Below are 25,118 nucleotides of genomic sequence, written 5' to 3' on the forward strand. Positions count from 1 at the left end.
GGAAAGTGTTGTGCAGCAACCTGATAGCGTGCGGGGAATGCGGCAGAGCCTGGCATTGAGTTGTGAGCGGATCTCCGCTGAACTGCTCGACCACTTCGACGGGGTCGGGATGGTGCGCGGCGAGTACGTGTTCCGCGCGGCCGGGAAATATCCGACACCCGAATCGGTTTCGGGTTATCTCGTGCCATATCTGCGCCATATTGCGAAGCGGGCCGGCGGAACGATCTGGTATCGCACCATGGAAGCCGATACCGCCGAATGCAATATCCTCGACGGCGTCGAAGAGATCATCGACGAGCCGCATAAACTGCTCGGCCTGCGCGGTATTCGACGAGCGCGTCGCTTTCCCGACGCATTCGTCGCCGAACTCGAGGGCATTGCGCAGGTGCGTGACGAGGGCGCGGATATCGGCGTGCTTTTCCCGTTCGTCACCTATGTCGACGAATTGCAGTGGGCCATCGAGCAAACCAGGGCAGTGATCGGCGACTGCCCGATCGCAACCATGATCGAGATCCCGTCGCTGCTGCTCGAGGTCGACCGGGTCGTGACCACCGGGGTGTCACGGGTGGTGATCGGCTGCAACGATCTGTCCTCGCTGCTGCTCGGCCAGGCGCGCGCCAGCCTACGCCCGGTTCGCCCGGTTCCGCCGCTGCTGCGCGCGATCGAGCGCGTCACCATGGTGGCCGCCGCCGCGGGCGTGCGGACCGCGGTCGCGGGTTATCTGCATCCGGACCTGCTCGCGGCGTGTGCGAACCTCGGCGTCGACGAATGCGTGCTGCACTACTCCGATCTGCCCGAAGTGCTGGGTGAGCAGTTCGCGGACCTGCCGGATCTCGATGTGCTGCAAGCGATCAAGCGTAAGACGCGTGCCGCGATCGCGATATACGAGGCAGAGCGGGCGGCCGGGTCCGATCCCGACCACCCGCACGCCCATCAGACGTTGACGCCGTAATCGCGGGCGATACCCGCGAGCCCGGAGGCATAGCCCTGACCGATGGCACGGAACTTCCATTCGTTGCCGTACCGGTACAACTCCCCGAACACCATGGCGGTCTCGGTCGACGCATCCTCGGTGAGGTCATAACGGGCCAGCTCGGCGCCCGTGGTCGCGTCGACCACGCGGATGTAGGCGTTGCGGATCTGGCCGAACGACTGTCCGCGCGCATCGGCATCGTGAATGGAGACCGGGAAGAAGATATTGGTGATCGTCGGCGGCGTCGCCGCCAGATCGACATTGATCACCTCGTCATCGCCTTCGCCCTCACCGGTGAGATTGTCACCGGTATGTTCGATCGTGCCCTCGGGCGAGCGCAGATTGTTGTAGAACACGAAGTGCTGATCGGACAGCACGCGCTGATTCGTCCCGGTGGCGAGCGCACTCGCATCGAGGTCGTAATCGGCCCCGGTGGTCGTTCGCACATCCCAACCGAGCCCCACCGCAACCTTGGTGAGGTTGGCGGCCTGCTTCGACAGCGAGACATTTCCGCCTTTGGCCAATGTGACGCTCATGATCCCCTTCCATTCGACGCGTTCGCGCCGCCTTTCATCACGATTATTACTCTGTACCGGACAGCTTGTGCCGGTTCAGTTCTCGATGCCGACCTTTTCGAGCGACCTGCAAGCAGTCGCTAGCGGCTCCACGCGCGCAGTGTCTGCACGCGCCCTTCGAGCGCATGCAATTCGCTCGCGTCGAGGACGGTGCGCTCGATTCCGTGCGCCACCGCGAAGGCCGACTGCCGGTGGTCATCGATGACTTCGACATCGATCTGGACCGCGACATAGTCTGTCGCACCGGGCATTTCCTCGGCGATAACCCTCGCCTGCCCGCGCGCACACAGCGCGACATTGCCACCGCCGAGAATCAGCAGTGCGACATCGGGCCGTTCGCGCAAGCGGGCCAGCGAACCGCGATCGAATTTCAGGCTGAGCAGAATCCGCCGATCATCCGCGCGCACCGGCCAGGACACCGGAATCGCATGCGGCGCTGGGTCGGTGGTGACCAGCACCGCGATCGTCTCCTGGGGCCATTCCGGGAGTACGTCCAGTTCGGGATGATCGGCCGTAGAGTGGTCTTGACGTTGCACGGGGCTCGCTCCGGCTGCCATGTTCGTCACCTCTTGATCGCTGCAACGCGGCGGGCTGTGCCACGTTGCCTGCAAGTCTAAGGTGCTGTGGCCCTTGTTCGCTGGCGCTGCGACCTTTGTCCGAAGTGCTCACAGGCACCTCTCAGGACACCGATACGGCGTCGCTGGTGATGGGCGGCGCTCTGGCCGAGTCGCGGGCCATCTCCTCGCTCGGGCATTATGCGGTAAGGCTACCCTTATTTCAATCGGACAAGTTGGCGAATCTCCTGTCCGGGACACCCCTCGGCTGTCCGGATTGACGGGTCGGCACAGTCGATGCATCATTGCTGATAGCACCCTGCTCAGCAGGGCTTCTCCATTCGCCGGCCGATGTCTGTCCGGCCCGCGTGCTGCTCTCGGTACCGCTCGGCCGCCGCGCCTTGCCGCGCCGACAGCACTACCCCAAGAAGACGCGCTGGCGTCCGGCCGTGAGTGAGGTGAGAACGATGATGTACCGATCGTCTGAGACCCGGCTGATCACTTCGTTCCTGCACTACGGCATCGTCCCGAATTTCTGAATTCAGCCGCGCCGGGCACGGCAACCGCAGACGACGTCCGTCGACGTCGTCCGCGGCGGTGCCCGGGTTGTAGCGCGGCACCACGGGACATTTCGGCACACATACGGACGTGGGGAGCAGACACATGGTTGATATGCGGGCAAGGAATTCCGGCGCGGTCGATATGGTGGCGTGGCCGACGGCAGGCAATCTCGTCGTCTCGGCCGCGATACTGGACGACCTGGGCTATCTGCGCGGCGAGTTGGCGGCCGCGGAGGTGCCGTTCCTACTGATTCGCGATGGCGGACATCGGCTGGCACTGGCCGCGGATGCCGCGCACCAGACGATGGTGCGTCGGGTGACTGCCACCGTGATTGCCGCGGGTTTCGCATGTGCCGAGGTGCAACACAATGTTTTTCGGCTGAGTCGCGATGCCGATCCGGCGCATTACGTGGATCTGGAGCTCTGGGAGTACCACGGCGACATCGTCGAATGCCCGCGGCCGAATGCGTTCACCCGCAATGTCTTCGACCTCGCCGATGTCGAGCACACGGAAGTTCGCCTGTTCGACCGCAATTGGCCGACATTGACGGATATGTTCGCGCCACAGCCGACCGATGTCGGCTTCGATATCGATCTGGTGTTCTCCTGGGTCGATGGCACCGATCCCGAATTCCGTGCCCGCCGTGCGGGAATGCTGGCCCAGGTCGTGGTCGGCGAGGGCGATGACGCGGATGCTCGGATCCGCCAAATCGACGAACTGAAGTACGCACTGCGCTCGGTGGACAAGAACGCGCCGTGGATTCGGCGGATCTTCATCGCGACCGATTCCGCGGTGCCGGAATGGCTCGACGAACATCCGCGGGTGACGGTGGTGCGCGCGGTCGATCACTTCAGCGATATCAGCGGGCTGCCCACCTTCAATTCCCATGCGGTGGAATGCCAACTGCAACATATCGATGGGCTCAGCGAGCATTTCCTGTACTCGAACGACGATATGTTCTTCGCCCGGCCGGTGCGTCCGTCGATGTTCTTCAGCCCGGCCGGGGTCAGCCGGTTCATCGAGGCAGGCACCCGGATCGGACCGGGTCGAAATAACGAGCGGCGCAGTGGTTTCGAGAATGCGGCGCGGGTGAACCGGGAATTGCTGGCCGGGCGGTTCGGACATGTCATCACCCGGCATCTGGAACACACCCCGGTTCCGTTGCGGCGCAGCGTATTACTCGAGATGGAGCAGGAGTTCGCGACCGACTTCGCACGGACCAGGGCGAGCAGATTCCGTGCGGCCACCGATATTTCGGTGACGAATTCGCTGTACCACTACTACGCCATGCTCACCGGACGCGCGGTGCCGCAGGAGATGGCGCGGATGCGCTATGTCGACACCACGAGTCAACGCGGGCTCGCACTGCTCGACGTCCTCGCCGTACATCGTGATGTCGACTTCTTCTGCCTGAACGACGGCAGTTTCCCCGAGGTCGCGGAGGCCGACCGGGTGCGCGCGGTGTCGGAGTTCCTGTCCGCCTACTTCCCGGACCGCGCGCCATGGGAGCGGATCAGTGCACGGCCTCGTCATCTTCCGGAGTCTGCGCCGGGCGCCGCATGACCCGTGGGATGCGCGCGGCGGGCGGGATCACTATGCCCTCCTCGGCCAGCACGCGCGCCGCCTCTTCCGGGGTGGACGGAGCGCCGACGGTCGGGCCGCGATCGATCGGGACCACCGAGTGGACGATGGTGTCCGGATAGATGTGCACGTAGTTGAAGGCCTGCGCGCCGTCGCGGCCGCGCAGGCCGCCCTCGGCGACGGCCAGATCCTGGCTGTAGCAGGTCGCCGAGGCGACCGAGACCGGGATGCCCGCGAAGGTGGCGCTGGTCGAAAAGTGCAGGTGCCCAGCAAGAATCGCGCGCACGTCGGTGCCGTCGAGCACATCGGCCAGCCTGCGCTGATCACGCAGTTCGACGGTCACCGCGAGATCGAGCACGCACGGCACCGGCGGGTGGTGCATCGCCAGAATCGTGCCGAACGGGGCGGGTTCGGCGAGTACCGATCGCAGCCAGGCCAGCTGTTCGTCGCGGATTTCGCCGTAGTGGTGGCCGGGGACGCTGGTGTCCAGGGCGATGATGCGCAGGCCGTCGATCATGTGCACCCGATCCAGTGGCTTCGTCGACGGGCGCTCGCCGAGCAGCGTCCGGCGCAGTTCGCCGCGATCGTCGTGATTGCCGGTGACCCATACGATCGGCGCGCGCAATCGGCGCGCGAACGGCTCCACCATGGCGCGGAGCTTCTCGTATGCGTCCGGCTCGCCCCTATCGGTGAGGTCACCGGTGAAGACGATCGCCGTCGGGCGGATGCCGCTGGCCGCGGCCTGGTCGAGCAACTGTCGAAGACGCAGATCCGCGTCCACGTCGCCGTACAACTCGCCGTCGCCAGCGATCAAATGGGTATCGCTGAAATGGAACAGCACATGATTCGGTCGCGGGTGCTCCGCGACTCTGCTGGTGGGCACCGGACCGAACGTCCTCCCCGGCGGATTCGCCCGCCATTGGCTTCGGGTTCCATCGCCAGGATAGCGAAGCCGTATTGACAGACTGCCTGCCCCACGGTGACAAACTGCTTGCGGGTAGGTGAGAGTTCGGTGTCATCGGAGTTTCGTCGTCGATCACTGGGATTCATCGGCACGCTCGAGGCCGAACCGGATCCAGCCCTGCCATACCAAACTGCTTCCGCGAGCCTGCACCGTCGCCGCCAGGAGACTTCGCGCTCACTTCGTACCGAGGGCGTCGGCGGTGCGGAGGGCGTCGAGGACCATGGGGGTGTCGACGGTGAAGGGTTCGTTGTGGATTGTTTCGCCGGGGGCGGTGGCGCGTTCGGCGATGGCGATCAGGGTTCGGTTGTCGGGGTCGGTCAGCCCGAGTGCGGCGAAGGTAGTCGGTAGGCCGACCGACGTGCAGAACTCGAGGACCGTTGAAATCTCTTCGGTGGGAGCGCCTTCCAGTACCAGCTGGGTGAGGACGCCGAAGGCTACCTTTTCGCCGTGCAGGTATGGGTGGGTTCGGGGAGCGGCGGTCAGGCCGTTGTGGATGGCGTGGGCGGCGGCGAGACCGGAGGATTCGAAGCCTAAACCGGACAGCAGGGTGTTGGCTTCGACGATGCGTTCGAGGGCCGGGGTGACGGTGTGGTTGCGGACTGCGGCGAGGGCGTGGGTTCCGTCGGCAAGCAGGGTGTTGTAGCAGAGTTCGGCCAATGCGGTGGCACTGCGGGTGGAGGCGCCGCCGCGCATATTCCGGACCCGCGCGACACTGCAGGTCCGAGCCTCGAACCAGGTCGCGAGCGCATCGCCCATCCCCGCGGTGAGCAGCCGCGCCGGAGCCTGCGCGATAGCGGACGTATCGACCAGCACCAACGCCGGATTCCGCCGCACCAGCTGATAGGCCTCGAATTCCCCGGCGTCCGTATAGATCACCGACAACGCACTGCACGGCGCGTCACTGGACGCCGTCGTAGGACAACTGATCATCGGCAGTTCCAGATCATCGGCCACCGCCCGAGCCGTATCGAGCACCTTGCCGCCACCGGCCCCCAACACCACCGTGCTCCCGCTCTCCTGCACAGCCGCGGTCACCCGCCCGATCTCCGCCCGGCTGCACTCACCCCCGGACCGATGCACCGAATACTCGATCTTCGCCTCGGTAAGCGACTCCTGCCACGTCTGCGCCAACAACCGATGCGCACTGGCCCCCGCCACAATCATCACCGGCCCCGCGATCCCCAACCGCGTCATCTCCGCCCCGAGCGCCCCCGTCGCATCCCGCCCCTGCACATAATGCCCCGGCGAAGAAAACACACTCAGCATCTGCCACCTCCCGATCGCGGGCACCGCCGATGCGCCCAAACCACCGCTACCCGACCGCCGACTCCGTATCGCAAACGCTACGCGCCCCCGAGTGAGCCATCAGGTTTATTCGAAGCTTGCCGAACGCCCGGCTACTGCGGCCAGTACTTGCGCCAATCGGCGGCCGATAACGGGACACGTTCGCCGCGGGCGGCTTCGGCGGCGTCTTCGGTGGCGCGGATTTCCGATGCGAAGGACAAGGTGGCCTTGCGGAGGCTTTCTTCGGCGCTATCTTCGCCGCCCAGGTGGACGGTGCGGAGGGTGTCGGGGATCAGGTCTTCGGGCAGGCCTGCTCTGAGGCTGCGGGAGCGGATCTTCTCGGCCAGGGCTAGGGCGGGTTGGGCCATGGCTATGCCGTCGAGGCAGGAGCGGCGGGACTTTTCGGCGGATTTGCGTTCCTCCCAGGCTTTTTCCTGGGCGGCGATCTTTTCCGCGACGGTGGCCGACGGGTCGATGGGTTCGTCGGCGAGGTGCGGGCTGCGGTTGACGAGTTTGGCGACCAGTGCGGCGGCTACCTCGTCGACGGTGAATTCGCCTGCGGCCTGGGCGATTCGGGAGTGGAACAGTACCTGCAGCAGCAGGTCGCCGAGTTCTTCCTTGATGGTTTCGGCGTCGTTGTGCTGGATGGCGTCGAGGAGTTCGTAGGTTTCCTCCAGCAGATAGGGACGCAGCGAGTCGTGGGTTTGCGTCACCTCCCAGCCGCCGAAGTTCCACAGCCGGTCCATCACCTCGACGGCGTCGGCTAACCCCGCCGCCACCAGGGCGGCATCGGTTCGGCTGGATTCGCCCGCGGCCCGCCCAGGATCATCGGCGATCGCTTCGGGCACCGCGTGATCGTGGGCACCATTGGCCCGCCCCGCCTCCGCTGCCGCATGCCTGGCGGCTCGCAGAACGGCTTCGTCGCGGTCCGAACTCATCGAGCCGCCGTGGCTTCTGTGGCGACCCGCAGCTCTACGAAGCCCTTCGGCTTGCCATCCAACTGCAGCAACAGGTCGGCAACGAATTGCAACAGGACGACGTCGCGCACCCGGTCGGCGCCGACACTGTCCTCCACCCGGGGCAGCGGCAGTTGCACCACCCCACTCGCCGCGCGATAGCCCGCGCTCGGGTACAGGCGCTTCAACCGCGTCTGCTTGGAATCGGGCAGGCTCATCGGCGAAACCTTCAATGTGGTTCCGGTGACCGCGATTTCGGTGACATCGTATTCGCGAGCCAGCAGGCGCAGTTTCGCCACCGACACCAACCTGCCGACCTCGACGGGCAGCGGCCCGTACCGGTCGACCAGCTCCTCGACAACCGATTCCAACCCCGGACCATCTTGCGCCGCAGCAAGTTTGCGGTAGGCCTCCAACCGGAGCCGATCGCTGGTGATGTAGTCGGGCGGAATATGCGCGTCCACCGGGAGGTCGATACGGACCTCCTTGGCCTCCTCGGTCGTAATCGGCTTACCGTCGGCGGCGGCCCGATACGCCTCCACCGCCTCACCGACCAGCCGCACATACAGGTCGAAGCCGACACCGGCCACGTGCCCGGACTGCTCGGCACCCAGCACATTTCCGGCACCACGGATCTCGAGGTCCTTCATGGCCACCGCCATACCCGCACCGAGATCCGAATTCTGCGAAATGGTGGCGAGCCGGTCGTAGGCCGTCTCGGTGAGCGGCTTCTCCGGCGGGTAGAGGAAGTACGCGTACCCGCGTTCACGACTACGGCCGACGCGTCCACGCAACTGGTGCAGCTGCGAAAGACCGAGAGCGTCCGCGCGTTCCACGATCAACGTATTCGCATTGGAAATATCGAGCCCGGTCTCGATGATGGTGGTACAGACCAGCACATCGAATTCACGCTCCCAGAATCCCTGCACGGTCTGCTCGAGCATGTCCTCGTGCATCTGACCGTGCGCGACCACCACCCGCGCCTCGGGCACCAGATCCCGAATCCGCTTGGCGGCCTTATCGATCGACGAAACCCGGTTGTGCACGTAGAAGACCTGGCCGTCGCGCAGCAGCTCACGCCGAATGGCCGCGGTGACCTGCTTGTCGTTGTACCCGCCGACATAGGTGAGCACGGGATGCCGCTCCTCCGGCGGCGTGAGGATGGTCGACATCTCGCGAATGCCCGCCAGGCTCATCTCCAAGGTGCGCGGAATCGGCGTCGCGGACATGGTCAACACGTCGACGTGCGTGCGCAGCGCCTTGATGTGCTCCTTGTGTTCGACACCGAAACGCTGTTCCTCGTCCACGACGACCAGGCCCAGGTCTTTCCACCGCACACCGGTCTGCAGCAGCCGGTGCGTACCGACCACGATATCGACGGCGCCGTCCGCCATCCCCTCCAGCACGGCGCGGGATTCGGCCGGATCGGTGAAGCGGGACAGCCCCTTCACGGTCACCGGGAATCCGCCGACGCGCTCGGTGAAGGTCTGCAGATGCTGTTGCGCCAGCAGGGTTGTCGGCACCAGCACAACGACCTGTTTACCGTCCTGCACCGCCTTGAACGCAGCGCGCACGGCGATCTCGGTCTTGCCGTAGCCGACATCACCACAGACCACGCGGTCCATCGGGACCGCCTTCTCCATATCGGCCTTCACCTCGGCGATGGCGGTCATCTGGTCGACGGTCTCGGTGAACGCGAACGCGTCCTCCATCTCCTTCTGCCACGGACTGTCCGGACCGAACGCATGTCCGGGCGCGGCCTGGCGCGCCGCGTACAGCTGCACCAGCTCACCGGCGATCTCGCGAACCGCCTTGCGCGCCTTGCGTTTCGTATTCGCCCAGTCGGATCCGCCGAGCTTGGACAGACTCGGCATCTCACCGCCGACATAGCGCGAGAGCTGATCCAGCGACTCCATCGGCACGAACAGCCGGTCGCCTGGCTGACCGCGCTTACCGGGCGCATATTCGATGACCAGGTATTCCCGCCGCGCCCCGCCGACGGTGCGTTCGATCATCTCGACGAACCGGCCGATGCCGTGTTGATCGTGCACCACCATATCGCCGGCGTTCAGCGCCAGCGGGTCGACTTGGTTGCGGCGCTTTGCCGGTAGCCGCTTCCCCTCCGCCGGTGCGGTGACCCGGTTGCCGGTGAGGTCGGATTCGGCGACGACCACCAGACCGGCGTCATCGAAGACCAACCCGTCGTGCAGCGAACCGCACAGCACACCGACCAGTCCGGGCGTCGGCTCGGCACCGGCTGTCAAAGCAGCTGCGGGCACTTCGGCATCCGAGAGCCGTTCCAGAATGCGTTGCGCCGTACCGTGACCAGCCACGACCACGACCGCACGTCCACCGGTCAGCACATGCGCGCGCAGCGACGCGAATATCGTCGCCACCAGCTCATCGGATCCACGCGCCACCGGACCGGCCAGCACCGGCAGCACGACCTCGGCGGGATCACCGGAGGTCAGCGGGCTCAAACTCCACCACGGCAGACCGTGTGCATTTGCGCTGTCATGGATTTCGGGCAGCGCGCGGTAACCGGAGGCGGCCAGATCGAGTCCGTGTCCGCCCAGCGGCGCGGCACCGCCGAACGAGGCGGCGGTCCACGATGCCTCCAGGAACTCCTCGCCGGTGCGCACCAGATCGGCTGCGCGCGTGCGGATCTTCTCCGGATCGCACAGCAGCAATTGGGTGCCCTCCGGCAAAACCTCGGTGAGCAGCCGCAATTCGCCGGGCTGCAGCACCGGCAGCAGCGCCTCCATCCCCTCGACCGGAATGCCCTCGGCGAGCTTCTCCAACATCTCGACCAGCGCCGCATCGGCGGCGTTCGCCACCGCGACCTCGGCGGCGCGCTCGCGAACAGCCTGGGTGAGCAACAGTTCTCGACACGGCGTCGCGACGACGACATCCGCCGTCAGATCGGTCAGCGAGCGCTGGTCGGCGACCGCGAAGGGCCGCAGCTCGGTCACCTCGTCGCCCCAGAACTCCACGCGCACCGGATGATCGGCGGTCGGCGGGAACAGATCGAGGATGCCGCCGCGCACCGCGAACTCACCGCGTTTGCCGACCATATCGACGCGGGTGTAGGCGAATTCGATCAGGCGCAAGAGCAATTCGTCGAAATCGAACTCGGCGCCGACGCGCAGCACGATCGGTTCGATATCGCCGAGGCTCGCAGCCATCGGCTGCATCAGGGAGCGAACGGTCGTCACCACGACCCGCAGCGGTTCCGGGAATACCGGATCTTCCGGATGCGCCAGCCGCCGCAGCACCTCGAGCCTGCGCCCCACGGTGTCGGCACCCGGCGACAGCCGCTCATGCGGCAGCGTCTCCCAGGACGGGAACTGTGCGATCGCCGCGCCGAGGATTTCCTCCAGCTCGACCGTCAGATCGTCGGCTTCGCGCCCAGTCGCCGTCACCACCACCAGCGGCCGCTGGGCGGCGATCGTCGCCGCGACGAACGGCCGCACCGCCGACGGCCCGACCAACTCGACCGGCGACTTCCCGACCAGGTCAGCGACGGTCCGCAAGGCCGAATCGGCCCCGGCCACCGCGGCCAGTCCGGCAAGAGGTGGACGGTGGGTGGACATCGAACACTCCTGAGCTCAGGCGGGGTTTAGGACGGCCAACCGAGTCTAGGCTCCCCCGCCACCCCGAGTCATTTGCCGGTCGTCAGGTGCCACCACACAGTCGTAGCGGGCCGGCGGCCGAGCGGGAGGTCGAGTTCTGGGCGTACCCGATGAGTTACCCATGTGCTCACGAGATCAGTCGACACGTCACAACCTACCAACGCGCTGTGACACGTTTTACGGCACGTAGCGGCGTAGGCGGCGGGCGGCGAATTCCCGGAAGTACGAGAGCTTCTCCGGGGGCACGATCGCCGGGAGCAGGAAGTACCAGGCCCGTTCCATCCGGGTCGCCATCTGATCGATCGAATCGGTGCCGACCGCCGTGATATGCACGCCCGCGGTCATTTCCTGCAGTAGCAGACCGATCACCTCGGCGTCCAGATCGGCCTCGAGGTCGCCCTGGGCGATGGCCCGCTCGGATAGTACGCGGTAGGTATCGCCCCAGGTCTTGGCGATATTGTCGCCCTGGGCGCCGCGGTAGTCGCCGATCTGATGGGTCAGCTTGAGCATCGCGCCGACCATCGGATCGTTCATGGATAGGTCCGCGACGACATAGGTGATCCCGATACATGCCTCGAGCGCGGGCACTCTCGGATCGAAGAAACCCTGGCACGAACTGACCAGACGTTCATTGCCCTGGTCGACCACGGCGCGCGCTAGCTCTTCCTTCGAACCGAAGTGAAAGTACAAGGCGCCCTTGGTCACGTTCGACTGCGCGATGATCTCGCTCAGGCTCGCATTCGCATATCCCAAGCGCAGAAAGACATCGGCAGCGCCCGCCAGAACGGAATCGCGGGTGATCTCCGCGCGCGCTTGCCTAGCCATCAGATCCGCCTGTCATCCTTAAAACCAGCCATCCTGAAGTAGACCGACATCCCGAAGTAGACCGACTTACCGCTCGAACAGCACCCTGAGGATGGGTGAACCGTACCACCAGGTGAGCGCGCGCCAGCGAATTCGAGCATTCGGACGGGCATACTGCGCAATTTGCTGGCTACCACTGCGGTCAATCCCCCCGACCGGCGCGCCATTCCGAGCTCAGCTGCGGTTCGGCTTCCAAATGACTGAGGCCATTCCAGCACAGGTTCACCAGATGTGCCGCCACAACCTCTTTCGACGGTGTGCGTTCGTCCAGCCACCAGGTCGCGGCGGTCGAGACCATGCCCACCAATGCCTGCGCGTACAAACCGGTCAGACTGGTATCGAAGCCGCGGCGCTCGAAATCGCCGCCGAGAATATGCGCGACCTGGTTGGTGGCCTCGTTGAGCAGGCTCGAGTAGCGGCCCTCCGCGGTAGCTGCGGGCTGGTCGCGCACCAGGATTCGAAATCCGTCGGTGCGTTCCTCGATATAGGTCAGCAGTGCGAGCGCGACCTGTTCGAGCCGAATTCTGGACCGATTCTGGGTGAGCGAGGAGGTGATCATATCCAGCAGCATCGACATCTCGCGGTCCACGACCACGGCGTAGAGCCCCTCCTTGCCGCCGAAGTGTTCGTACACCACGGGTTTGGAGACCTGGGCCCGCTGTGCGATCTCCTCGATCGAGGTCGCGTCGTAGCCGCGCTCGGCGAATATTGCGCGACCGATCTCGATCAACTGCTGCCGCCGCTGAGTACCCGTCATCCGCGGCCGGGACACCCTGGGCGGCTCACCCGAAGACACCGTCCCGCCTCCTCGCGCATGCCAATAGTCGTCGGCCCCAACTGTTCCAGACAGCTCTAGCTCCCCTACCGTCACCCCTGTCCGGCCAGAGCGACAACTGATCTCGGACGCACATGGGTAACTCGTCGGGTACGCCCAGAATCCAGCCCCGACCTGGCCGCCAGCCCGCGACGGAAGCGGTCGAAGCACCCAACGGCCGGCAAAGGTTCCGGGGAGGCGGGGGAGTATTTGCCCAGATAATGCGAACGGTGCGGACAGATCGGGGCGATGGGTACCCCCTAATTCGGCGAAGCAGTTCGACGAACGGGAGGTCTTCATGCGAGGATTCATGCCGTGCCGCTGGCGCAGTGGCGGGTTTCGCAGATCCCGCCGGTGTGACAATCCGCCGTAGTGTAATGGCAGCACCTCTGATTTTGGTTCAGATAGTTCAGGTTCGAGTCCTGGCGGCGGAGCACATCGGCACGATGGCTTATCGTTGGCCGCGCACATCGCTGACCAAGCACGACGACAGCCCCAAGCACGATGACAGGCAGCCGAGGGAGATCCATGCCACAGCAGACCGCCGTCGTCGTTCTCGCAGCCGGTGCCGGGACGCGAATGCGGTCGAAGACTCCTAAAGTGCTGCATTCGCTGGCCGGTCGAAGCATGCTCGCGCACGCGCTGCATGCGGCCAACGAGATCGACCCCGCGTTCCTCATCACCGTGGTAGGACACGATCGGGAACAAGTCGGCGCCGCGGTCGCCGCCGTCGCCGCCGACCTCGGCCGCGACATCACCACCGCCATTCAGGAAGAACAGCTCGGAACCGGCCACGCGGTGCAATGCGCGCTCGCGGCGGTTCCCGAGGATTTCACCGGTGACCTGCTGGTCACCTCCGCGGACGTGCCGCTGCTGGACGGGCACACCCTGTCCGCACTGCTCGACGAACACCGCAGCTACGCCGAACGTTCCGCGGTCACGGTGCTGACCTTCGAACCGGACGACCCGAACGGCTACGGCCGCATCGTCCGCAATGCCGACGGCCAGGTCACCGAAATCGTCGAACATGCCGATGCCACCCCGGTGCAATCGGCGATCACCGAGGTCAACTCGGGTGTCTACGCTTTCGACGCGACCGTGCTGCGCACCATGATCGGGCGCCTGTCCACCGCCAACGCCCAGCACGAGCTGTACCTGACCGACGTGCTGCGGCTGGCTCGCGAGGCCGGACATCCGGTGCACGGCGCACGGCTGCTCGACTCGGCCAAGGTCACCGGCGTCAACGACCGGGTGCAAATGTCCGAGGCCGCGCGCACCCTCAACCGCTACATCCTCGAGCGGCATATGCGCGCCGGGGTCACGATCATCGATCCCGCGACCACCTGGGTGGACGCGAACGTGAAAATCGCCAGGGACGCCGAAATCCGGCCGGGTGTGCAGTTACTCGGCGGCACCGTCATCGGTGAGGACGCCGTGATCGGACCGGATTCCACGCTCACCGATGTCATCGTCGGCAACGGCGCGCACGTCGTTCGCACCCACGGTGATCAGGCCGTGATCGGTTCCGGTGCGAATATCGGGCCGTTCAGCTATCTGCGCCCCGGCACCGTTGTCGGCGATTCCGGAAAGCTGGGCGCATTCGTCGAAACCAAGAACGCATCGATCGGCGCGCACTCCAAAGTGCCGCACCTCACTTATGTCGGCGATGCCACCATCGGTGAGCACAGCAACATCGGCGCCTCCAGCGTTTTCGTCAATTACGACGGTGTGAAAAAGCACCACACCGTGGTCGGCTCGCATGTGCGGACCGGCAGCGACACCATGTTCGTCGCGCCGGTGACGGTGGGTGACGGCGCTTATACGGCGGCGGGTACTGTGCTGCGTAGAAGCGTTCCGCCGGGGGCACTCGCGGTTTCAGGTGGGCCACAGAAAAACATTGAGGGCTGGGTGCAGCGCAACCGTCCGGGGACGGACGCGGCACGGGCGGCGGCGGAAGCCATCGCGAGCAAAGAGATGTCGGGTCAGGCAATCGAGCAAAAGGATGGCAAACAGCAGTGACCGCGTCATGGATCGACAACCAGAAGAACCTGATGCTCTTCTCGGGACGCGCCCATCCTGAGCTGGCCGAGCAGGTGGCCAAGGAACTCGACGTCCACGTCACCCCGCAGACTGCGCGCGACTTCGCCAACGGCGAGATCTTCGTCCGGTTCGAGGAGTCCGTGCGCGGATCGGATGCCTTTGTGCTGCAGAGCTTTCCGGCTCCGCTGAACCAATGGCTGATGGAACAGCTCATCATGATCGACGCGCTCAAGCGCGGTTCGGCCAAGCGGATCACCGCGGTGCTGCCGTTCTACCCGTACGCCCGTCAGGACAAGAAGCACCGCGGCCGCGAGCCCATCTCCGCCCGCCTGGTCGCCGACCTGCTCAAGACCGCAGGCGCGGACCGCATCATCACCGTCGACCTGCACACCGATCAGATCCAGGGCTTCTTCGACGGCCCGGTCGATCACATGCACGCCCAGCTGCAGCTGGCCGAGTACGTGCGCAACAACTACAGCCTCGAGCACATCACCGTGGTCTCCCCTGATTCCGGTCGCGTGCGCGTCGCGGAGAAGTGGGCCGACTCGCTGGGCGGCTCGCCGCTGGCGTTCATCCACAAGACCCGCGACCCGCTGGTGCCGAACCAGATCAAGGCCAACCGTGTGGTCGGTGAGGTCGAGGGCCGCACCTGCATCCTGATCGACGACATGATCGACACCGGCGGCACCATCGCGGGCGCGGTCAAGGTGCTCAAGGAGGCCGGCGCCGGTGATGTGGTCATCGCCGCGACCCACGGCGTGCTCAGCGATCCGGCTGCAGAGCGCCTGGCCAATTGTGGTGCCAAGGAGGTCGTGGTCACCAATACGCTGCCGCTCAGCGAGGACAGGAAGTTCCCGCAGCTGACCGTGCTGTCGATCGCGCCGCTGCTGGCTCGCACGATTCGCGAGGTCTTCGAGAACGGTTCGGTCACCGGACTTTTCAACGGCAACGCGTAGCGCTGACACTTCGTCGCGGCTCGGACTCGGGTCCGGGCCGCGACATTTCTGTTTGTAAGGCTCGCTTCGGCGTGGTACCCATGGCGGGTAAGGATGACAAACAGGGGGCGCGCCATGTCGGATTCGGAACCGAATATCAATCTCGGGAAGTCGCAGGCCCCACCGCCTGCCGAGCCGCCGCAGGACAACGTGGACGCGACCAAGGTCTGGTCACCGGAGCCGGGTGTCGATCCGACGATGGCTTATCAACCGGGACAACAGTTTTCGCCGGAAACCGCCCCACCGTACACCCCGCCCGCGGGTTATCAGCAGCCCACCGCATATCCGCCGCCACCATATCCGCCGAGCTACCCGCAAGCCGGTCCGTACGTCGGACAACCCGGCTATCCGCAAGCGCCCGGCGCTTATCCCGGTTACCCGTACCAGCCCTATACGCCACCTCGGCAATCCGATGTCCCGATCTTCTCGATCATCAGCTTCTCCTGCCTGGCGGCGACCGCACTGTCGGTGGTGATGTTCTGTGGCCTGCCCATCGTGATCACCGGACCGGCGGGCATCGTCCTGGGCATCATCGGCCACAACAAAGGCGAATCGCTCGGCAAATGGGCGGCCATCGCCAACGGCGCGGTACTGGCGATCGCGGTCGTCCTGGTCATCGCCTTAGTCGGGTTCCTCGGGGCCTTCAGCTGACGGATTCGCACGCGTCGGATCCCGTTTGCCCCTGATGCCGAGGGGGATACTGGGAGTATGGACCGTGACCCGCTTGATATGGACATGGGGGACGACAAGCAGGAAGACGAGATCCGCGCATACCGGCGAAATGTCGAGGATCCGCCAACTGACCTGCGCATTCGCTATCGCGAAAATGAGGATGACGGCCGACTCGGCATCGGCGAAGAACTCGAACAGGAGTGGACCCGTCATCGTAAGGCCGCCGAACTCGCCGAGGAGGACGAGCGCCCCGCCGAGGTCGCCGCGATGGAGATCGTCAACGATACCGACCTATAGCCCGCTCCCCGCCGACAGGAGAGTTCGATGAGCACGCCGCAGCAGGGACCCGAGCGAGGCGATACGTCGCCCGAGAAACCGGTCGGCGAATCCGAGTCGGCCGAATCCTCGGATGCGGCTCGGGCCACTCCGGCCGCCGACGGAACGTCGGAGTCGCAACCCGTCGAGCCCGCCGCGCAGACACCGGCCCAGCGAGCGGCCGCCGAAACGGCACCGGATCTCGTCGCACAACCGCAGCCGTCGCCGGAGTCCGCGCAACCGGAATCGTGGAATGCCACCGCCGCGGGACGCTACGACCAAGACCGGCCCGGCACCGTCTATCCGCCGATCACCGACGCCACCCCGGAAACCCCATACGGTGGCTCTCCCGGCTATACCCCACGGCCGTACACCACGCCGGGACCGCCGTCGGGTTCGCAGACGCTGTCGATCATCGGCTTCGTCTGTGCGGGCATCTCATTGCTGTTCTGCCCCTACCTATTCGGCCCGGTCGGCATCATTCTCGGCATCATCGGCCACAAAAAGGGCGAATCCCTCGGCAAATGGGCCGCCCTCGTATCCGCCATTTCCCTGGTCATCGGGCTCATCCTGGTCTATGCCGTCTTCAGCGGCAGCATGATCCCGGACTCCAACTGACCGTGCGCTGGACTCGCGTCGTCGGGTGGGTGAGTCTAGGGGGATGGCAGCCGGCGGAGCTGGCGGGGTGGGTAAGGCTAGCGTGGTCAGCATGAGTCGATTCGGTGGTTTCCCACTCGCGGGGCTGGACTTTTACGAGGATTTGGAAGCCGATAACTCGAAGGCCTTCTGGACCGCGCACAAGGATGTCTACGAGGAGTCGGTCAAGGCGCCGATGGTCGCGCTGACCGCGGAGTTGGAGGCGGACTTCGGGACCGCCAAGATTTTCCGGCCGTACCGGGACGTGCGTTTCTCCAAGGACAAGGTGCCCTACAAGACGGCGCAGGGCGCGGTGGTCAGCGTTGCGCCGGGTACGGGCTGGTATGTGCAGATCAGCGCGGCCGGACTCTTCGTCGGCGGCGGATTCTATGCGGGCTCCCCCGCGCAGATCGCCCAGTTGCGCACAACCATCGATGACCAGGTCCGCGGCCCGGAGCTGGAGGCCATCCTGGCGAAGCTCACCAAGGCCGGATTCACCATCGGCGGCGAGCGGCTCAAGACCAAGCCGAAGGGGTACGACGCCGACCATCCGCGCATCGATCTGCTGCGGCACAAATCGCTGACCTGCAGTAAGGAATACGGCGCACCGGCCTGGTTGGACAAACCCCGCGCCGCGAAGGAGGTCCGCACCGCCTGGGAGACGATGCGGCCCTTCATCGAATGGCTGGGCGCGGTGGTCAGTGGTGCGCCGGCTCGGACCTAACAGCGAGCGGCGAGGACGAGGGCGAAGCGGTTGTCCGGATCGGTCCAGACCTGTTCGGTCTCGAATCCCGCTGCGGCCAGTTCGGCGTCCAATCCGTCGATACGGAATTTGGCCGAGATTTCGGTGCGCATCTGCTCGCCGCGCGTGAACTGGAGGGTGAGGTCCAGTTCACGGACCGTCACGGTCATGTCTTCGGTGGCCTCCAGCCGCATTTCGATCCACTCGTCTTCGGTTTCCCAAGTGGCGACGTGGGCGAACTTATCCGGCTCGAAGTCGGCGTCGAGGCGACTGTTCAAGACATGCAAGACATTTCGGTTGAATTCGGCGGTGACACCGGCCGCGTCGTCATAGGCGGGGACCAGTACGGCGGGGTCGATCACCAGGCCCGCGCCAAGTAGCAGCTGCTCCCCCGGCTCCAGCACCTCGCGGATGCTGGACAGGAATTCGGCCCGTTCGGCGGGGACCAGGTTGCCGATGGTGCCGCCGAGGAAGGCGATCATGCGGCGGCCGCCGCGCGGCAGATTGTGCAGGGTGTCGGTGAAATCGCTGACCACGCCGTGCACCGCGAGGCCCGGGAACTCGGTAGCGATCTCCGCGGCGGCGGCCCGCAGCGCCGAGGACGAGACATCCTGCGGAACATAGGTTTTCAGCGGTCCCTCGGCGGTCAGTGCGGACAGCAGCAGCCTGGTCTTCGCGGCCGATCCCGCTCCGAGTTCGACCAGGACCTCGGCCTGCGCGGTGCGGGCGATCTCGCCGACTACCCGCTCCAGCAGCGCGCGTTCGGTGCGAGTCGGGTAGTACTCGGGGAGTTCGGTGATCTGCTCGAACAGTTCACTGCCGCGGGCGTCGTAGAACCACTTGGGTGGCAACCACTTCGGGTCCGCGGTGAGGCCGAGTCTGGCATCCGCGCGCAACGCCGAGGTGAGGTCGTCATCGGATAGGTAGATCTCCAGCGTCGGTGCGGTCATAGGAGCGAGCCTTTCGTGCTTGGAACGTCTACTAGCGGTGTGACGGACAGCGCGCCTGGGCGGGCGCTGACCAGCTGGCGATCCGGAATCGGCTGCCAGCGCGGGTCGTCGTCGAAGGGTTCCGAGGACAGGATGGCGAAATCATCGGTCACCAGGGCGGATAGCGAGTGGTAGACGGTGGTCGCCCACAGCTGCCTGCCATCACCGAGCAGGAAATTCAGTCGGGCGCCCGGGGATTGGGCCAGCACGGCCGAGACCAGCAGACTCAATGCCGCCGGCGCCGCCGCCCACGAACCGTCGGGAGTGTCGGTCGAGAGCAGACTGCGCAGCATCACCCAGAGCGTCGCCGCATCGGTCGCGGATTCGGCCTCCAGCAACTGCACCGGCTCGAACAGCGGCCCCGCGCCCAGTTCGGTTGCGGTGGAGCCGAATTCTTCGGCGACCGCGCTGAGGGCCCGCCGCCAATCGGGCACCATGCCGTTATGGCTGAACGCCCACCGGCCATGTGTGAACGGTGCACAGGCATTCCGCTCGACCGGCATACCCACAGTCGCCGAGCGAACCGCCGCCAATACCGCCCACGACTCCAGTTGCGGCAGGACCTCTTCCACCGCCGGATCGGTCCAGATGGGCGCCGAGTTGCGATACCGACTGACGGTCACGCCGTCGTCGTCACGCCACCAGGCCACCCCGAACCCATCCGCATTGATCGTCCCGCCTCCGCGCATATCCTTGGGCGCCCACGCCTGGGTCCGCAGGGAATGCGAACCGAGCGTCAACATGTCGCCCACGCGTACCGGCGGACCGACGTAACCGAGTTGACGACACATCAGCGCCGCCCTTCCGCCGTCGAGACCCTCACTCGCCCTCGCCTTTTCGCAGGTCGCGGGCCAGGCGGAAGCCAGCGAAGATCTGGCGGCGGACGGGGTGGTCCCAGTTGCGGAAGGTGCCGCGGCAAGCGACCGGATCGGTGCCGAAGGAGCCGCCGCGCAGGACTCGGTAGTCACCGCCGAAGAACACATCGGAGTATTCGGCGTAAGGGAAGGCGCGGAAGCCCGGATAAGCCTCGAAACCCGAGGCGGTCCACTCCCATACGTCGCCGATGAGCTGATGCACACCGGCCGGGGAGACACCGGCCGGATATGCGCCGACCTCAGCGGGTTCCAGGTGCCGCTGACCGAGATTGGCGGTGACGGAATCGGGTTCGGCATCACCCCACGGGTAGCGGCGGGACGTGCCGGTCTCCGGATCGAAACGCGCCGCCTTCTCCCATTCGGCCTCGGTGGGTAGACGCTTACCAGCCCAAGCGGCATACGCCTCGGCCTCGAACCAGCAGACGTGCACCACCGGCTGCTGCGGGCGCACCGGCGTCATCACGCCGAATCCCCGGCGCCACCAGTGCCCGGCCGGATCGCACTCCCAGAACTGCGGCGCCACCAGACCCGCCTCCTGCCGGTGCGCCCAACCGCGTTCGGACCACAGCTCGGGCCGCTCGTAGCCGCCGTCGGCAATGAAGGCCTGGTACTGCGCGTTGGTGATCGGTGCGACGTCGATGGCGAAGGCGGGCACATGCACCGGATGCGCCGGACGCTCATTGTCCAGTGCCCACGCGTCGGTCGACGCGCCCATGACGAATTCGCCTGCGGGAATGACGACTTCGCCACCGACAGGAGCAGTCGCCGTCGGTGCGGCGGGTGCGGACAGCACGACCGGGCCGGTGCGCAATTGATGGGTGGCGAGCATGGTTTCGTCGTGCTGCTGCTCGTGCTGGGCGATCATGCCGAATGCGAAGCCGCCGTCGACCAGTGGATCACCATGTAAAGCGCTGGTTTCCAACACATCCCACACCTTGTCGCGCACGGTGCCGACATAGCCGCGGGCCTGGGTGGGGTTGAGCAGGGGCAGTTCGGGGCGATTGGCGCGGGCGTGTTTGAAGGCGTCGTACAGCTCGTCGATATCGGCGCGCACCGCGTCGCGTCGGCCGACATCGCGCACCAGCCAGAGCTCTTCCTGATTGCCGATATGGGCGAGATCCCAGACGAGCGGGCTCATCAGTCGCGAATGCTGGGCGACCAGCTCCGCTTCATCGAGCGTGGTGAGGCCGGTGGTGCGATCCCTTGCGCGGGTGAGCACTTCGGCGATCCGGTCACGCAATTGTTCGGTGCCGGAATTATCCGTTGCGGGGTACTGAATGGTCACGATGGGTATCTCCCGAACTCGTTCTGGTCGGCGACTCGAGGCTGCGGCGCCACGGTCACGAATGCTCCTCGGGCTGATCCGCACTGCGCGAAACGAGTTCATCGGTCGGGGTGCGACCGCTGCGACATCGTTCGGCGGCGGATTCGATCTCGCGCGCCGCCGCCGGACTCGCCGCATGTGCCGCGGCCAGGATCAGCAACTCGACCGCGACGCCACGGATCTCCGGATCGACCAACCCGCAGCGCGCCGCGTCGAGCCAACGGCCCGCGAGTGGCGCGGCGAGCGCCGTCGCCTCGGCGACAACCGCCGGAGTCGACAGCAGGGCGTCGAAGACATGGATCGGGACGGTCCAGTCGTTATCGGGCTGCGCATCCAGATAGCGGACCTCGAGATGTCCGGAGGCTCGTACCGGTGGGAACAGCGTGGTCAGGTGATAGTCGAGATCGCCGACATCGGGACGTCGGCCGATCTCGTCGTCCAACGCACCGGACAACCAGTCCGCAAAGGTCGCCTCCGGCGGCGCTGACCAGCCGATATCGCCGCCGTTGCCGGATACGCCATCGGGGCGGCGAACGCACAGCAGCGGGACATCCAGGGCCCAACGCGCATAGCCGGCGATCGGGTCGGGCCAGGCCTCCACCGCGGGACGGGTACGAGCGTGGTCGAGACGCAACCAGGTCCGCATGCGCTGGGATGCCCACACGCCCACCGGTGCACCGTGTAATTCGGGCGAGCAGGCGAAGGCCGCGAGTAGCGCGGGACCGATTGTGTACAGCGCATTCCACCGTGCGGTGACCTCGTCGCGGTCCGCACCGGCATCGACGCTGACCTGCGTAGCGGCGGTATTGCACATCATCAATTTGCCGAAGGGGCCGATACCGCTGAAGGACTCTTCCATGGCGCGATAGCGCGGTAACCGCAGGACCCGTTTCGGGCGGCGGTCCGCATCGGCGGCGGCGGAGACGGTGCGGATGGATCGGGATCCGAGTAGATCCCGCAGCATCCGAGCATCGGCGTGCAAACCCTCGCACAACTGCGCGGCAGCGGCGAACGGGGCACTGGAGAGTTCGATCTGACCGCCGGGTTCGATGGTGACCCGGCTACCCCCTGGCAGCGGAAGTGCCGGTGAATCGGGGGCGATGGACCGCGGTGCATAGGGTCCGAGTGCATCTGCGAATGCAGCCAGTTGCGGGCGGGGGGCGGCCGATGGGCCGGACGACGAACACTCACCCTGCACGGTGAGCCATTCCAGTTCGGCGCCGATGAGCGTTGGTGGCCCCAGCTTGAAACAGATTTTTTCGAGATACGCCTCGGCCGCGGCCCGCGAGGAGAGCTCGCCATTTTCCAGCGCAATGACCCGCTTCGGATGCTCGAGCGTGACCGCCATACCAACCTCCACCATGTGAAACCAGGTAACCGTGGCTGTGCCGCGTGTGTGCTGCCGACAGTTGTTCAGGTAGTTCTGTATCGCATCGGGCGCCGTTCGTATTCCGGTGCGCCGACCCAAACCAGCGTAGCGAGGGGCACCGACAAGAAATGTGACAAGAATCTGAATTCGTGGTCATGCACAGCGGGGCGCCCGCGCACGGTGGCCCGGACCTGCGTCGACTCGTGCGACGGCCCAATGCCACGATTTCGGCGATACTGTCGAGGCCATGCTCGACGAGAATCGCGTACGCGCCGACATACCGGCCTACGGCGCCGGATCCGATCTGGTCTTCCTCGACAGCGCGGGCTCCTCGTTACCGCCCCGAGTCGTCGTCGATACCGTTGTGGCGCATCTGCGACGCGAGGCCGAAATCGGCGGCTATCGCGCGGCGAACGAGCGACTCGACGATCTCGCCGCGGTGAAAACCGATATCGGCCGACTCATCAACGCCGATCCGACCGGCATCGCGCTCAGCGATAGCGCGACCCGCGCGTGGGCCGACTTCTTCTATTCGGTCCCACTCGCTCCCGGCGACCGCATCCTCATCTCCGGCGCCGACTATGCGAGCAATGCCATTGCGGCGCTGCAGCGGGCCAAGGCGACCGGCGCAGTGGTCGAACAGATTCCCAGCGACGGCAGCGGCCAGCTCGACCTCGACGCGCTCGCCGACATGGTCGACGAACGGGTCCAGCTGGTGTCGGTGCTCCACGCCCCGACCAATGGCGGTCTGGTCAACCCGGCCGCCGACGCCACGCGGATCGCGCATTCGGTCGGCGCGCTGGTACTGCTCGATGCCTGCCAGTCGGCCGGACAGCTGCCGATCGATGTGGCCGAACTCGACGTCGACGCGCTCTCGGTCACCGGGCGCAAATGGCTGCGCGGACCGCGTGGTACCGGATTCCTTTATGTGCGACCAGGATTGGCAGCGTCGATGGAGCCACAGCGGCTGGATCTACACAGCGCGCAGTGGACCGGCCCTCAGGAGTACGCCCTGGTGCCCGATGCGAGGCGCTTCGAATTCTGGGAATGCGATGTCGCGGCCCGACTCGGTCTCGGTGCGGCTGTGCGGTATCTGCTCGAACTGGGGCCCGATGACGTCTACGACGCCATCGCGGTCCGGGCGGAACATCTGCGCAAATCGCTGCCGGAAATCGACGGAGTCACGGTGCGCGACATCGGGATTCGACACAGCGGCATCGTTTCGTTCACCGTCGAAGGGAAATCCGCCGTCGAGGTGCGCGATCGCCTTGCGGCGCAGAATATTACGGTGACGGCCAGCCATGCCAGTTCTACGCTGCTGGATATGACCGCCCGTGGCCTGGATTCGGTGGTGCGCGCCTCGCCGCACTGCTTCGTGAGTTTCGAGGAGCTGGACCGGTTCGTCGGCGCGGTCGCGACGCTCTGATGTCACCTCGCGAACTGGTCGTCCTCGGCACCGCGAGTCAGGTTCCGACCAAGCAGCGCAACCACAATGGGTATCTGCTGCGCTGGGGCGACGAGGGCATCCTCTTCGATCCGGGCGAGGGCACCCAGCGGCAGATGACGTACGCGGGCGTGTCGGTCACCGACATCACCCGGATCGCGGTGACGCATTTCCACGGCGACCACTGCCTCGGACTACCCGGCATCATCCAGCGGATCAATCTGGACAAGGTCGCCCATCCGGTCGATGTGTACTACCCCGCCTCTGGTGAGGCGTTCTTCGATCGGCTGAGCAATGCCAGCTCGTTCTATCGCACCGTCGAGCTCCGGGCGCATCCGATCGCCGATCCGGGTGCGCTGGACGCGCCTGGTGCACCGTTCGTCCTCGAAGCGGTCGCGCTATCGCATCCGGTCGACACCTTCGGCTACCGCCTCACCGAACCGAGCGGTGTGCGCATCCTGCCGGAGCGGCTCGCCGTATTCGGCCTGCACGGCCCGGCGGTCGGACAACTGCAGCGCACGGGCAGTATCGAATTAGCCGGGCGCACAATCACGCTGGCCGATGTCAGCGAGCCGAGGCCGGGCCAGAGCTTCGCATTCGTGATGGACACCCGCCTATGCCCGGGCGTGCTGTCCCTCGCCTCGGGCGTGGACATGCTGGTGATCGAGGCGACCTTCCTGGACGTCGATGCGCAGCTCGCCGAGGAATACGGCCACCTGACCGCGGGCCAAGCCGCCCGAGTCGCCGCCGAAGCCGGTGTGCGCACCCTGGTTCTGACCCACTTCTCCCAGCGCTACCGCGACCTCGACGCCCACCTCGCCGAGGCAGCCCTGCACTTCACGGGCGAGATCGTCATCGCCACAGACCTCGCGAGAATCCCCCTCCCGCCCCGCCACTGAGCACCACCCGAACGGCCGCATAAGTAGTGGCTATGTCGCACAAGGTCATTCGGTCGGCGA

At 65.7% G+C, this 25,118-nt stretch carries 22 protein-coding genes and 1 tRNA gene; 11 read left to right on the top strand and 12 right to left on the bottom strand.

Features of this window, described 5'->3' with window-relative positions; all coding sequences use genetic code 11:
• The first annotated feature begins 37 nt into the window (after nt 1–37).
• A complete protein-coding gene (locus OIE68_RS26255) occupies nt 38–952 on the top strand; it encodes a putative PEP-binding protein (protein WP_327093753.1) in 915 nt (304 codons plus the stop codon).
• Here the strand turns inward: OIE68_RS26255 and OIE68_RS26260 are convergent.
• On the bottom strand, nt 934–1,509 hold the full coding sequence (locus OIE68_RS26260) for a TerD family protein (protein ID WP_327093754.1): 576 nt from the start codon (nt 1,507–1,509) through the stop codon (nt 934–936). The two genes, OIE68_RS26255 and OIE68_RS26260, sit on opposite strands and share 19 nt — an antisense overlap.
• A 119-nt stretch (nt 1,510–1,628) precedes the next feature.
• Complete coding sequence (locus OIE68_RS26265) at nt 1,629–2,105, bottom strand: hypothetical protein (RefSeq protein ID WP_327093755.1); 477 nt, start codon at nt 2,103–2,105, stop codon at nt 1,629–1,631.
• Nucleotides 2,106–2,774: 669 nt separating this feature from the next.
• Here OIE68_RS26265 and OIE68_RS26270 point away from each other — a divergent pair.
• Nucleotides 2,775–4,226, top strand: coding sequence for a stealth family protein (locus OIE68_RS26270; protein ID WP_419150803.1), 1,452 nt, complete (start codon nt 2,775–2,777; stop codon nt 4,224–4,226).
• Here the strand turns inward: OIE68_RS26270 and OIE68_RS26275 are convergent.
• The 6 genes from OIE68_RS26275 to OIE68_RS26300 form a co-directional block, all read right to left on the bottom strand.
• Nucleotides 4,177–5,127, bottom strand: a complete 951-nt coding sequence (locus OIE68_RS26275; protein ID WP_327093756.1) for a phosphodiesterase — start codon at nt 5,125–5,127, stop codon at nt 4,177–4,179. The genes OIE68_RS26270 and OIE68_RS26275 overlap by 50 nt on opposite strands.
• 255 nt (nt 5,128–5,382) lie before the next feature.
• On the bottom strand, nt 5,383–6,474 hold the full coding sequence (locus OIE68_RS26280) for a glycerol dehydrogenase (protein WP_327093757.1): 1,092 nt from the start codon (nt 6,472–6,474) through the stop codon (nt 5,383–5,385).
• A gap of 131 nt (nt 6,475–6,605) precedes the next feature.
• Nucleotides 6,606–7,238: a MazG family protein gene (locus tag OIE68_RS26285; protein ID WP_327101812.1), complete on the bottom strand. Its 633-nt coding sequence runs from the start codon at nt 7,236–7,238 to the stop codon at nt 6,606–6,608.
• Between the two features lie 188 nt (nt 7,239–7,426).
• On the bottom strand, nt 7,427–11,041 hold the full coding sequence (gene mfd / locus OIE68_RS26290) for a transcription-repair coupling factor (RefSeq protein ID WP_327093758.1): 3,615 nt from the start codon (nt 11,039–11,041) through the stop codon (nt 7,427–7,429).
• Between the two features lie 216 nt (nt 11,042–11,257).
• A complete protein-coding gene (locus tag OIE68_RS26295; RefSeq protein WP_040695316.1) occupies nt 11,258–11,905 on the bottom strand; it encodes a TetR/AcrR family transcriptional regulator in 648 nt (215 codons plus the stop codon).
• A gap of 181 nt (nt 11,906–12,086) precedes the next feature.
• A complete protein-coding gene (locus OIE68_RS26300; protein WP_327101813.1) occupies nt 12,087–12,701 on the bottom strand; it encodes a TetR/AcrR family transcriptional regulator in 615 nt (204 codons plus the stop codon).
• 420 nt (nt 12,702–13,121) lie between these two features.
• Between OIE68_RS26300 and OIE68_RS26305 the strand changes: the two genes are divergently transcribed.
• The 7 genes from OIE68_RS26305 (at nt 13,122) to OIE68_RS26335 (ending at nt 18,140) form a co-directional block, all read left to right on the top strand.
• A tRNA-Gln gene (locus OIE68_RS26305) sits at nt 13,122–13,192 on the top strand.
• 94 nt (nt 13,193–13,286) lie between these two features.
• A complete protein-coding gene (glmU, locus tag OIE68_RS26310) occupies nt 13,287–14,777 on the top strand; it encodes a bifunctional UDP-N-acetylglucosamine diphosphorylase/glucosamine-1-phosphate N-acetyltransferase GlmU (RefSeq protein WP_327093759.1) in 1,491 nt (496 codons plus the stop codon).
• Nucleotides 14,774–15,754 carry a ribose-phosphate diphosphokinase gene (locus OIE68_RS26315; RefSeq protein ID WP_327093760.1) on the top strand — a complete coding sequence of 327 codons (981 nt, stop codon included), beginning with the start codon at nt 14,774–14,776 and terminating at the stop codon, nt 15,752–15,754. Before glmU ends, OIE68_RS26315 begins: the two co-directional genes overlap by 4 nt.
• A gap of 114 nt (nt 15,755–15,868) precedes the next feature.
• On the top strand, nt 15,869–16,444 hold the full coding sequence (locus OIE68_RS26320) for a hypothetical protein (protein WP_327093761.1): 576 nt from the start codon (nt 15,869–15,871) through the stop codon (nt 16,442–16,444).
• Between the two features lie 57 nt (nt 16,445–16,501).
• On the top strand, nt 16,502–16,762 hold the full coding sequence (locus tag OIE68_RS26325; protein ID WP_327093762.1) for a hypothetical protein: 261 nt from the start codon (nt 16,502–16,504) through the stop codon (nt 16,760–16,762).
• A 27-nt stretch (nt 16,763–16,789) separates the two neighbouring features.
• Nucleotides 16,790–17,398: a hypothetical protein gene (locus OIE68_RS26330; protein WP_327093763.1), complete on the top strand. Its 609-nt coding sequence runs from the start codon at nt 16,790–16,792 to the stop codon at nt 17,396–17,398.
• A gap of 91 nt (nt 17,399–17,489) precedes the next feature.
• Nucleotides 17,490–18,140, top strand: a complete 651-nt coding sequence (locus OIE68_RS26335) for a DUF2461 domain-containing protein (RefSeq protein ID WP_327093764.1) — start codon at nt 17,490–17,492, stop codon at nt 18,138–18,140.
• Here OIE68_RS26335 and egtD read toward each other — a convergent pair.
• From egtD to egtA, 4 genes are read right to left on the bottom strand one after another with little or no spacing between them, the layout of a single operon-like run.
• On the bottom strand, nt 18,137–19,108 hold the full coding sequence (gene egtD, locus OIE68_RS26340) for an L-histidine N(alpha)-methyltransferase (RefSeq protein WP_327093765.1): 972 nt from the start codon (nt 19,106–19,108) through the stop codon (nt 18,137–18,139). The two genes, OIE68_RS26335 and egtD, sit on opposite strands and share 4 nt — an antisense overlap.
• Entirely contained in the window at nt 19,105–19,938 is an 834-nt protein-coding gene (egtC, locus tag OIE68_RS26345) for an ergothioneine biosynthesis protein EgtC (protein ID WP_327093766.1), read from the bottom strand. The genes egtD and egtC overlap by 4 nt, the downstream gene beginning before the upstream one ends.
• 28 nt (nt 19,939–19,966) lie before the next feature.
• Complete coding sequence (gene egtB / locus OIE68_RS26350; RefSeq protein WP_327093767.1) at nt 19,967–21,307, bottom strand: ergothioneine biosynthesis protein EgtB; 1,341 nt, start codon at nt 21,305–21,307, stop codon at nt 19,967–19,969.
• Nucleotides 21,308–21,362: 55 nt separating this feature from the next.
• A complete protein-coding gene (gene egtA, locus OIE68_RS26355; protein ID WP_327093768.1) occupies nt 21,363–22,694 on the bottom strand; it encodes an ergothioneine biosynthesis glutamate--cysteine ligase EgtA in 1,332 nt (443 codons plus the stop codon).
• Between the two features lie 268 nt (nt 22,695–22,962).
• Between egtA and OIE68_RS26360 the strand changes: the two genes are divergently transcribed.
• Together OIE68_RS26360 and OIE68_RS26365 are read left to right on the top strand one after the other, a co-directional pair.
• Nucleotides 22,963–24,141: an aminotransferase class V-fold PLP-dependent enzyme gene (locus tag OIE68_RS26360; protein ID WP_327093769.1), complete on the top strand. Its 1,179-nt coding sequence runs from the start codon at nt 22,963–22,965 to the stop codon at nt 24,139–24,141.
• Complete coding sequence (locus tag OIE68_RS26365; protein WP_327093770.1) at nt 24,141–25,058, top strand: ribonuclease Z; 918 nt, start codon at nt 24,141–24,143, stop codon at nt 25,056–25,058. Before OIE68_RS26360 ends, OIE68_RS26365 begins: the two co-directional genes overlap by 1 nt.
• The last annotated feature ends 60 nt before the right edge of the window (nt 25,059–25,118 follow it).

Origin of the sequence: Nocardia vinacea, from assembly GCF_035920345.1 — a bacterium.
In the GTDB taxonomy this organism is placed as follows: domain Bacteria; phylum Actinomycetota; class Actinomycetes; order Mycobacteriales; family Mycobacteriaceae; genus Nocardia; species Nocardia vinacea_A.

Coding starts and splice junctions, on each gene's coding strand:
- OIE68_RS26285 (WP_327101812.1), bottom strand. CDS start 7,238: ATGGACCGGCTGTGGAACTTCGGCGGCTGGGAGGTGACGCAAACCCAC.
- OIE68_RS26300 (WP_327101813.1), bottom strand. CDS start 12,701: ATGACGGGTACTCAGCGGCGGCAGCAGTTGATCGAGATCGGTCGCGCA.
- OIE68_RS26280 (WP_327093757.1), bottom strand. CDS start 6,474: ATGCTGAGTGTGTTTTCTTCGCCGGGGCATTATGTGCAGGGGCGGGAT.
- egtA (WP_327093768.1), bottom strand. CDS start 22,694: ATGGCGGTCACGCTCGAGCATCCGAAGCGGGTCATTGCGCTGGAAAAT.
- OIE68_RS26295 (WP_040695316.1), bottom strand. CDS start 11,905: ATGGCTAGGCAAGCGCGCGCGGAGATCACCCGCGATTCCGTTCTGGCG.
- OIE68_RS26335 (WP_327093764.1), top strand. CDS start 17,490: ATGAGTCGATTCGGTGGTTTCCCACTCGCGGGGCTGGACTTTTACGAG.
- OIE68_RS26265 (WP_327093755.1), bottom strand. CDS start 2,105: ATGGCAGCCGGAGCGAGCCCCGTGCAACGTCAAGACCACTCTACGGCC.
- egtD (WP_327093765.1), bottom strand. CDS start 19,108: ATGACCGCACCGACGCTGGAGATCTACCTATCCGATGACGACCTCACC.
- OIE68_RS26320 (WP_327093761.1), top strand. CDS start 15,869: ATGTCGGATTCGGAACCGAATATCAATCTCGGGAAGTCGCAGGCCCCA.
- OIE68_RS26365 (WP_327093770.1), top strand. CDS start 24,141: ATGTCACCTCGCGAACTGGTCGTCCTCGGCACCGCGAGTCAGGTTCCG.
- OIE68_RS26270 (WP_419150803.1), top strand. CDS start 2,775: ATGCGGGCAAGGAATTCCGGCGCGGTCGATATGGTGGCGTGGCCGACG.
- glmU (WP_327093759.1), top strand. CDS start 13,287: ATGCCACAGCAGACCGCCGTCGTCGTTCTCGCAGCCGGTGCCGGGACG.
- OIE68_RS26255 (WP_327093753.1), top strand. CDS start 38: ATGCGGCAGAGCCTGGCATTGAGTTGTGAGCGGATCTCCGCTGAACTG.
- OIE68_RS26360 (WP_327093769.1), top strand. CDS start 22,963: ATGCTCGACGAGAATCGCGTACGCGCCGACATACCGGCCTACGGCGCC.
- egtC (WP_327093766.1), bottom strand. CDS start 19,938: ATGTGTCGTCAACTCGGTTACGTCGGTCCGCCGGTACGCGTGGGCGAC.
- OIE68_RS26260 (WP_327093754.1), bottom strand. CDS start 1,509: ATGAGCGTCACATTGGCCAAAGGCGGAAATGTCTCGCTGTCGAAGCAG.
- mfd (WP_327093758.1), bottom strand. CDS start 11,041: ATGTCCACCCACCGTCCACCTCTTGCCGGACTGGCCGCGGTGGCCGGG.
- OIE68_RS26330 (WP_327093763.1), top strand. CDS start 16,790: ATGAGCACGCCGCAGCAGGGACCCGAGCGAGGCGATACGTCGCCCGAG.
- OIE68_RS26325 (WP_327093762.1), top strand. CDS start 16,502: ATGGACCGTGACCCGCTTGATATGGACATGGGGGACGACAAGCAGGAA.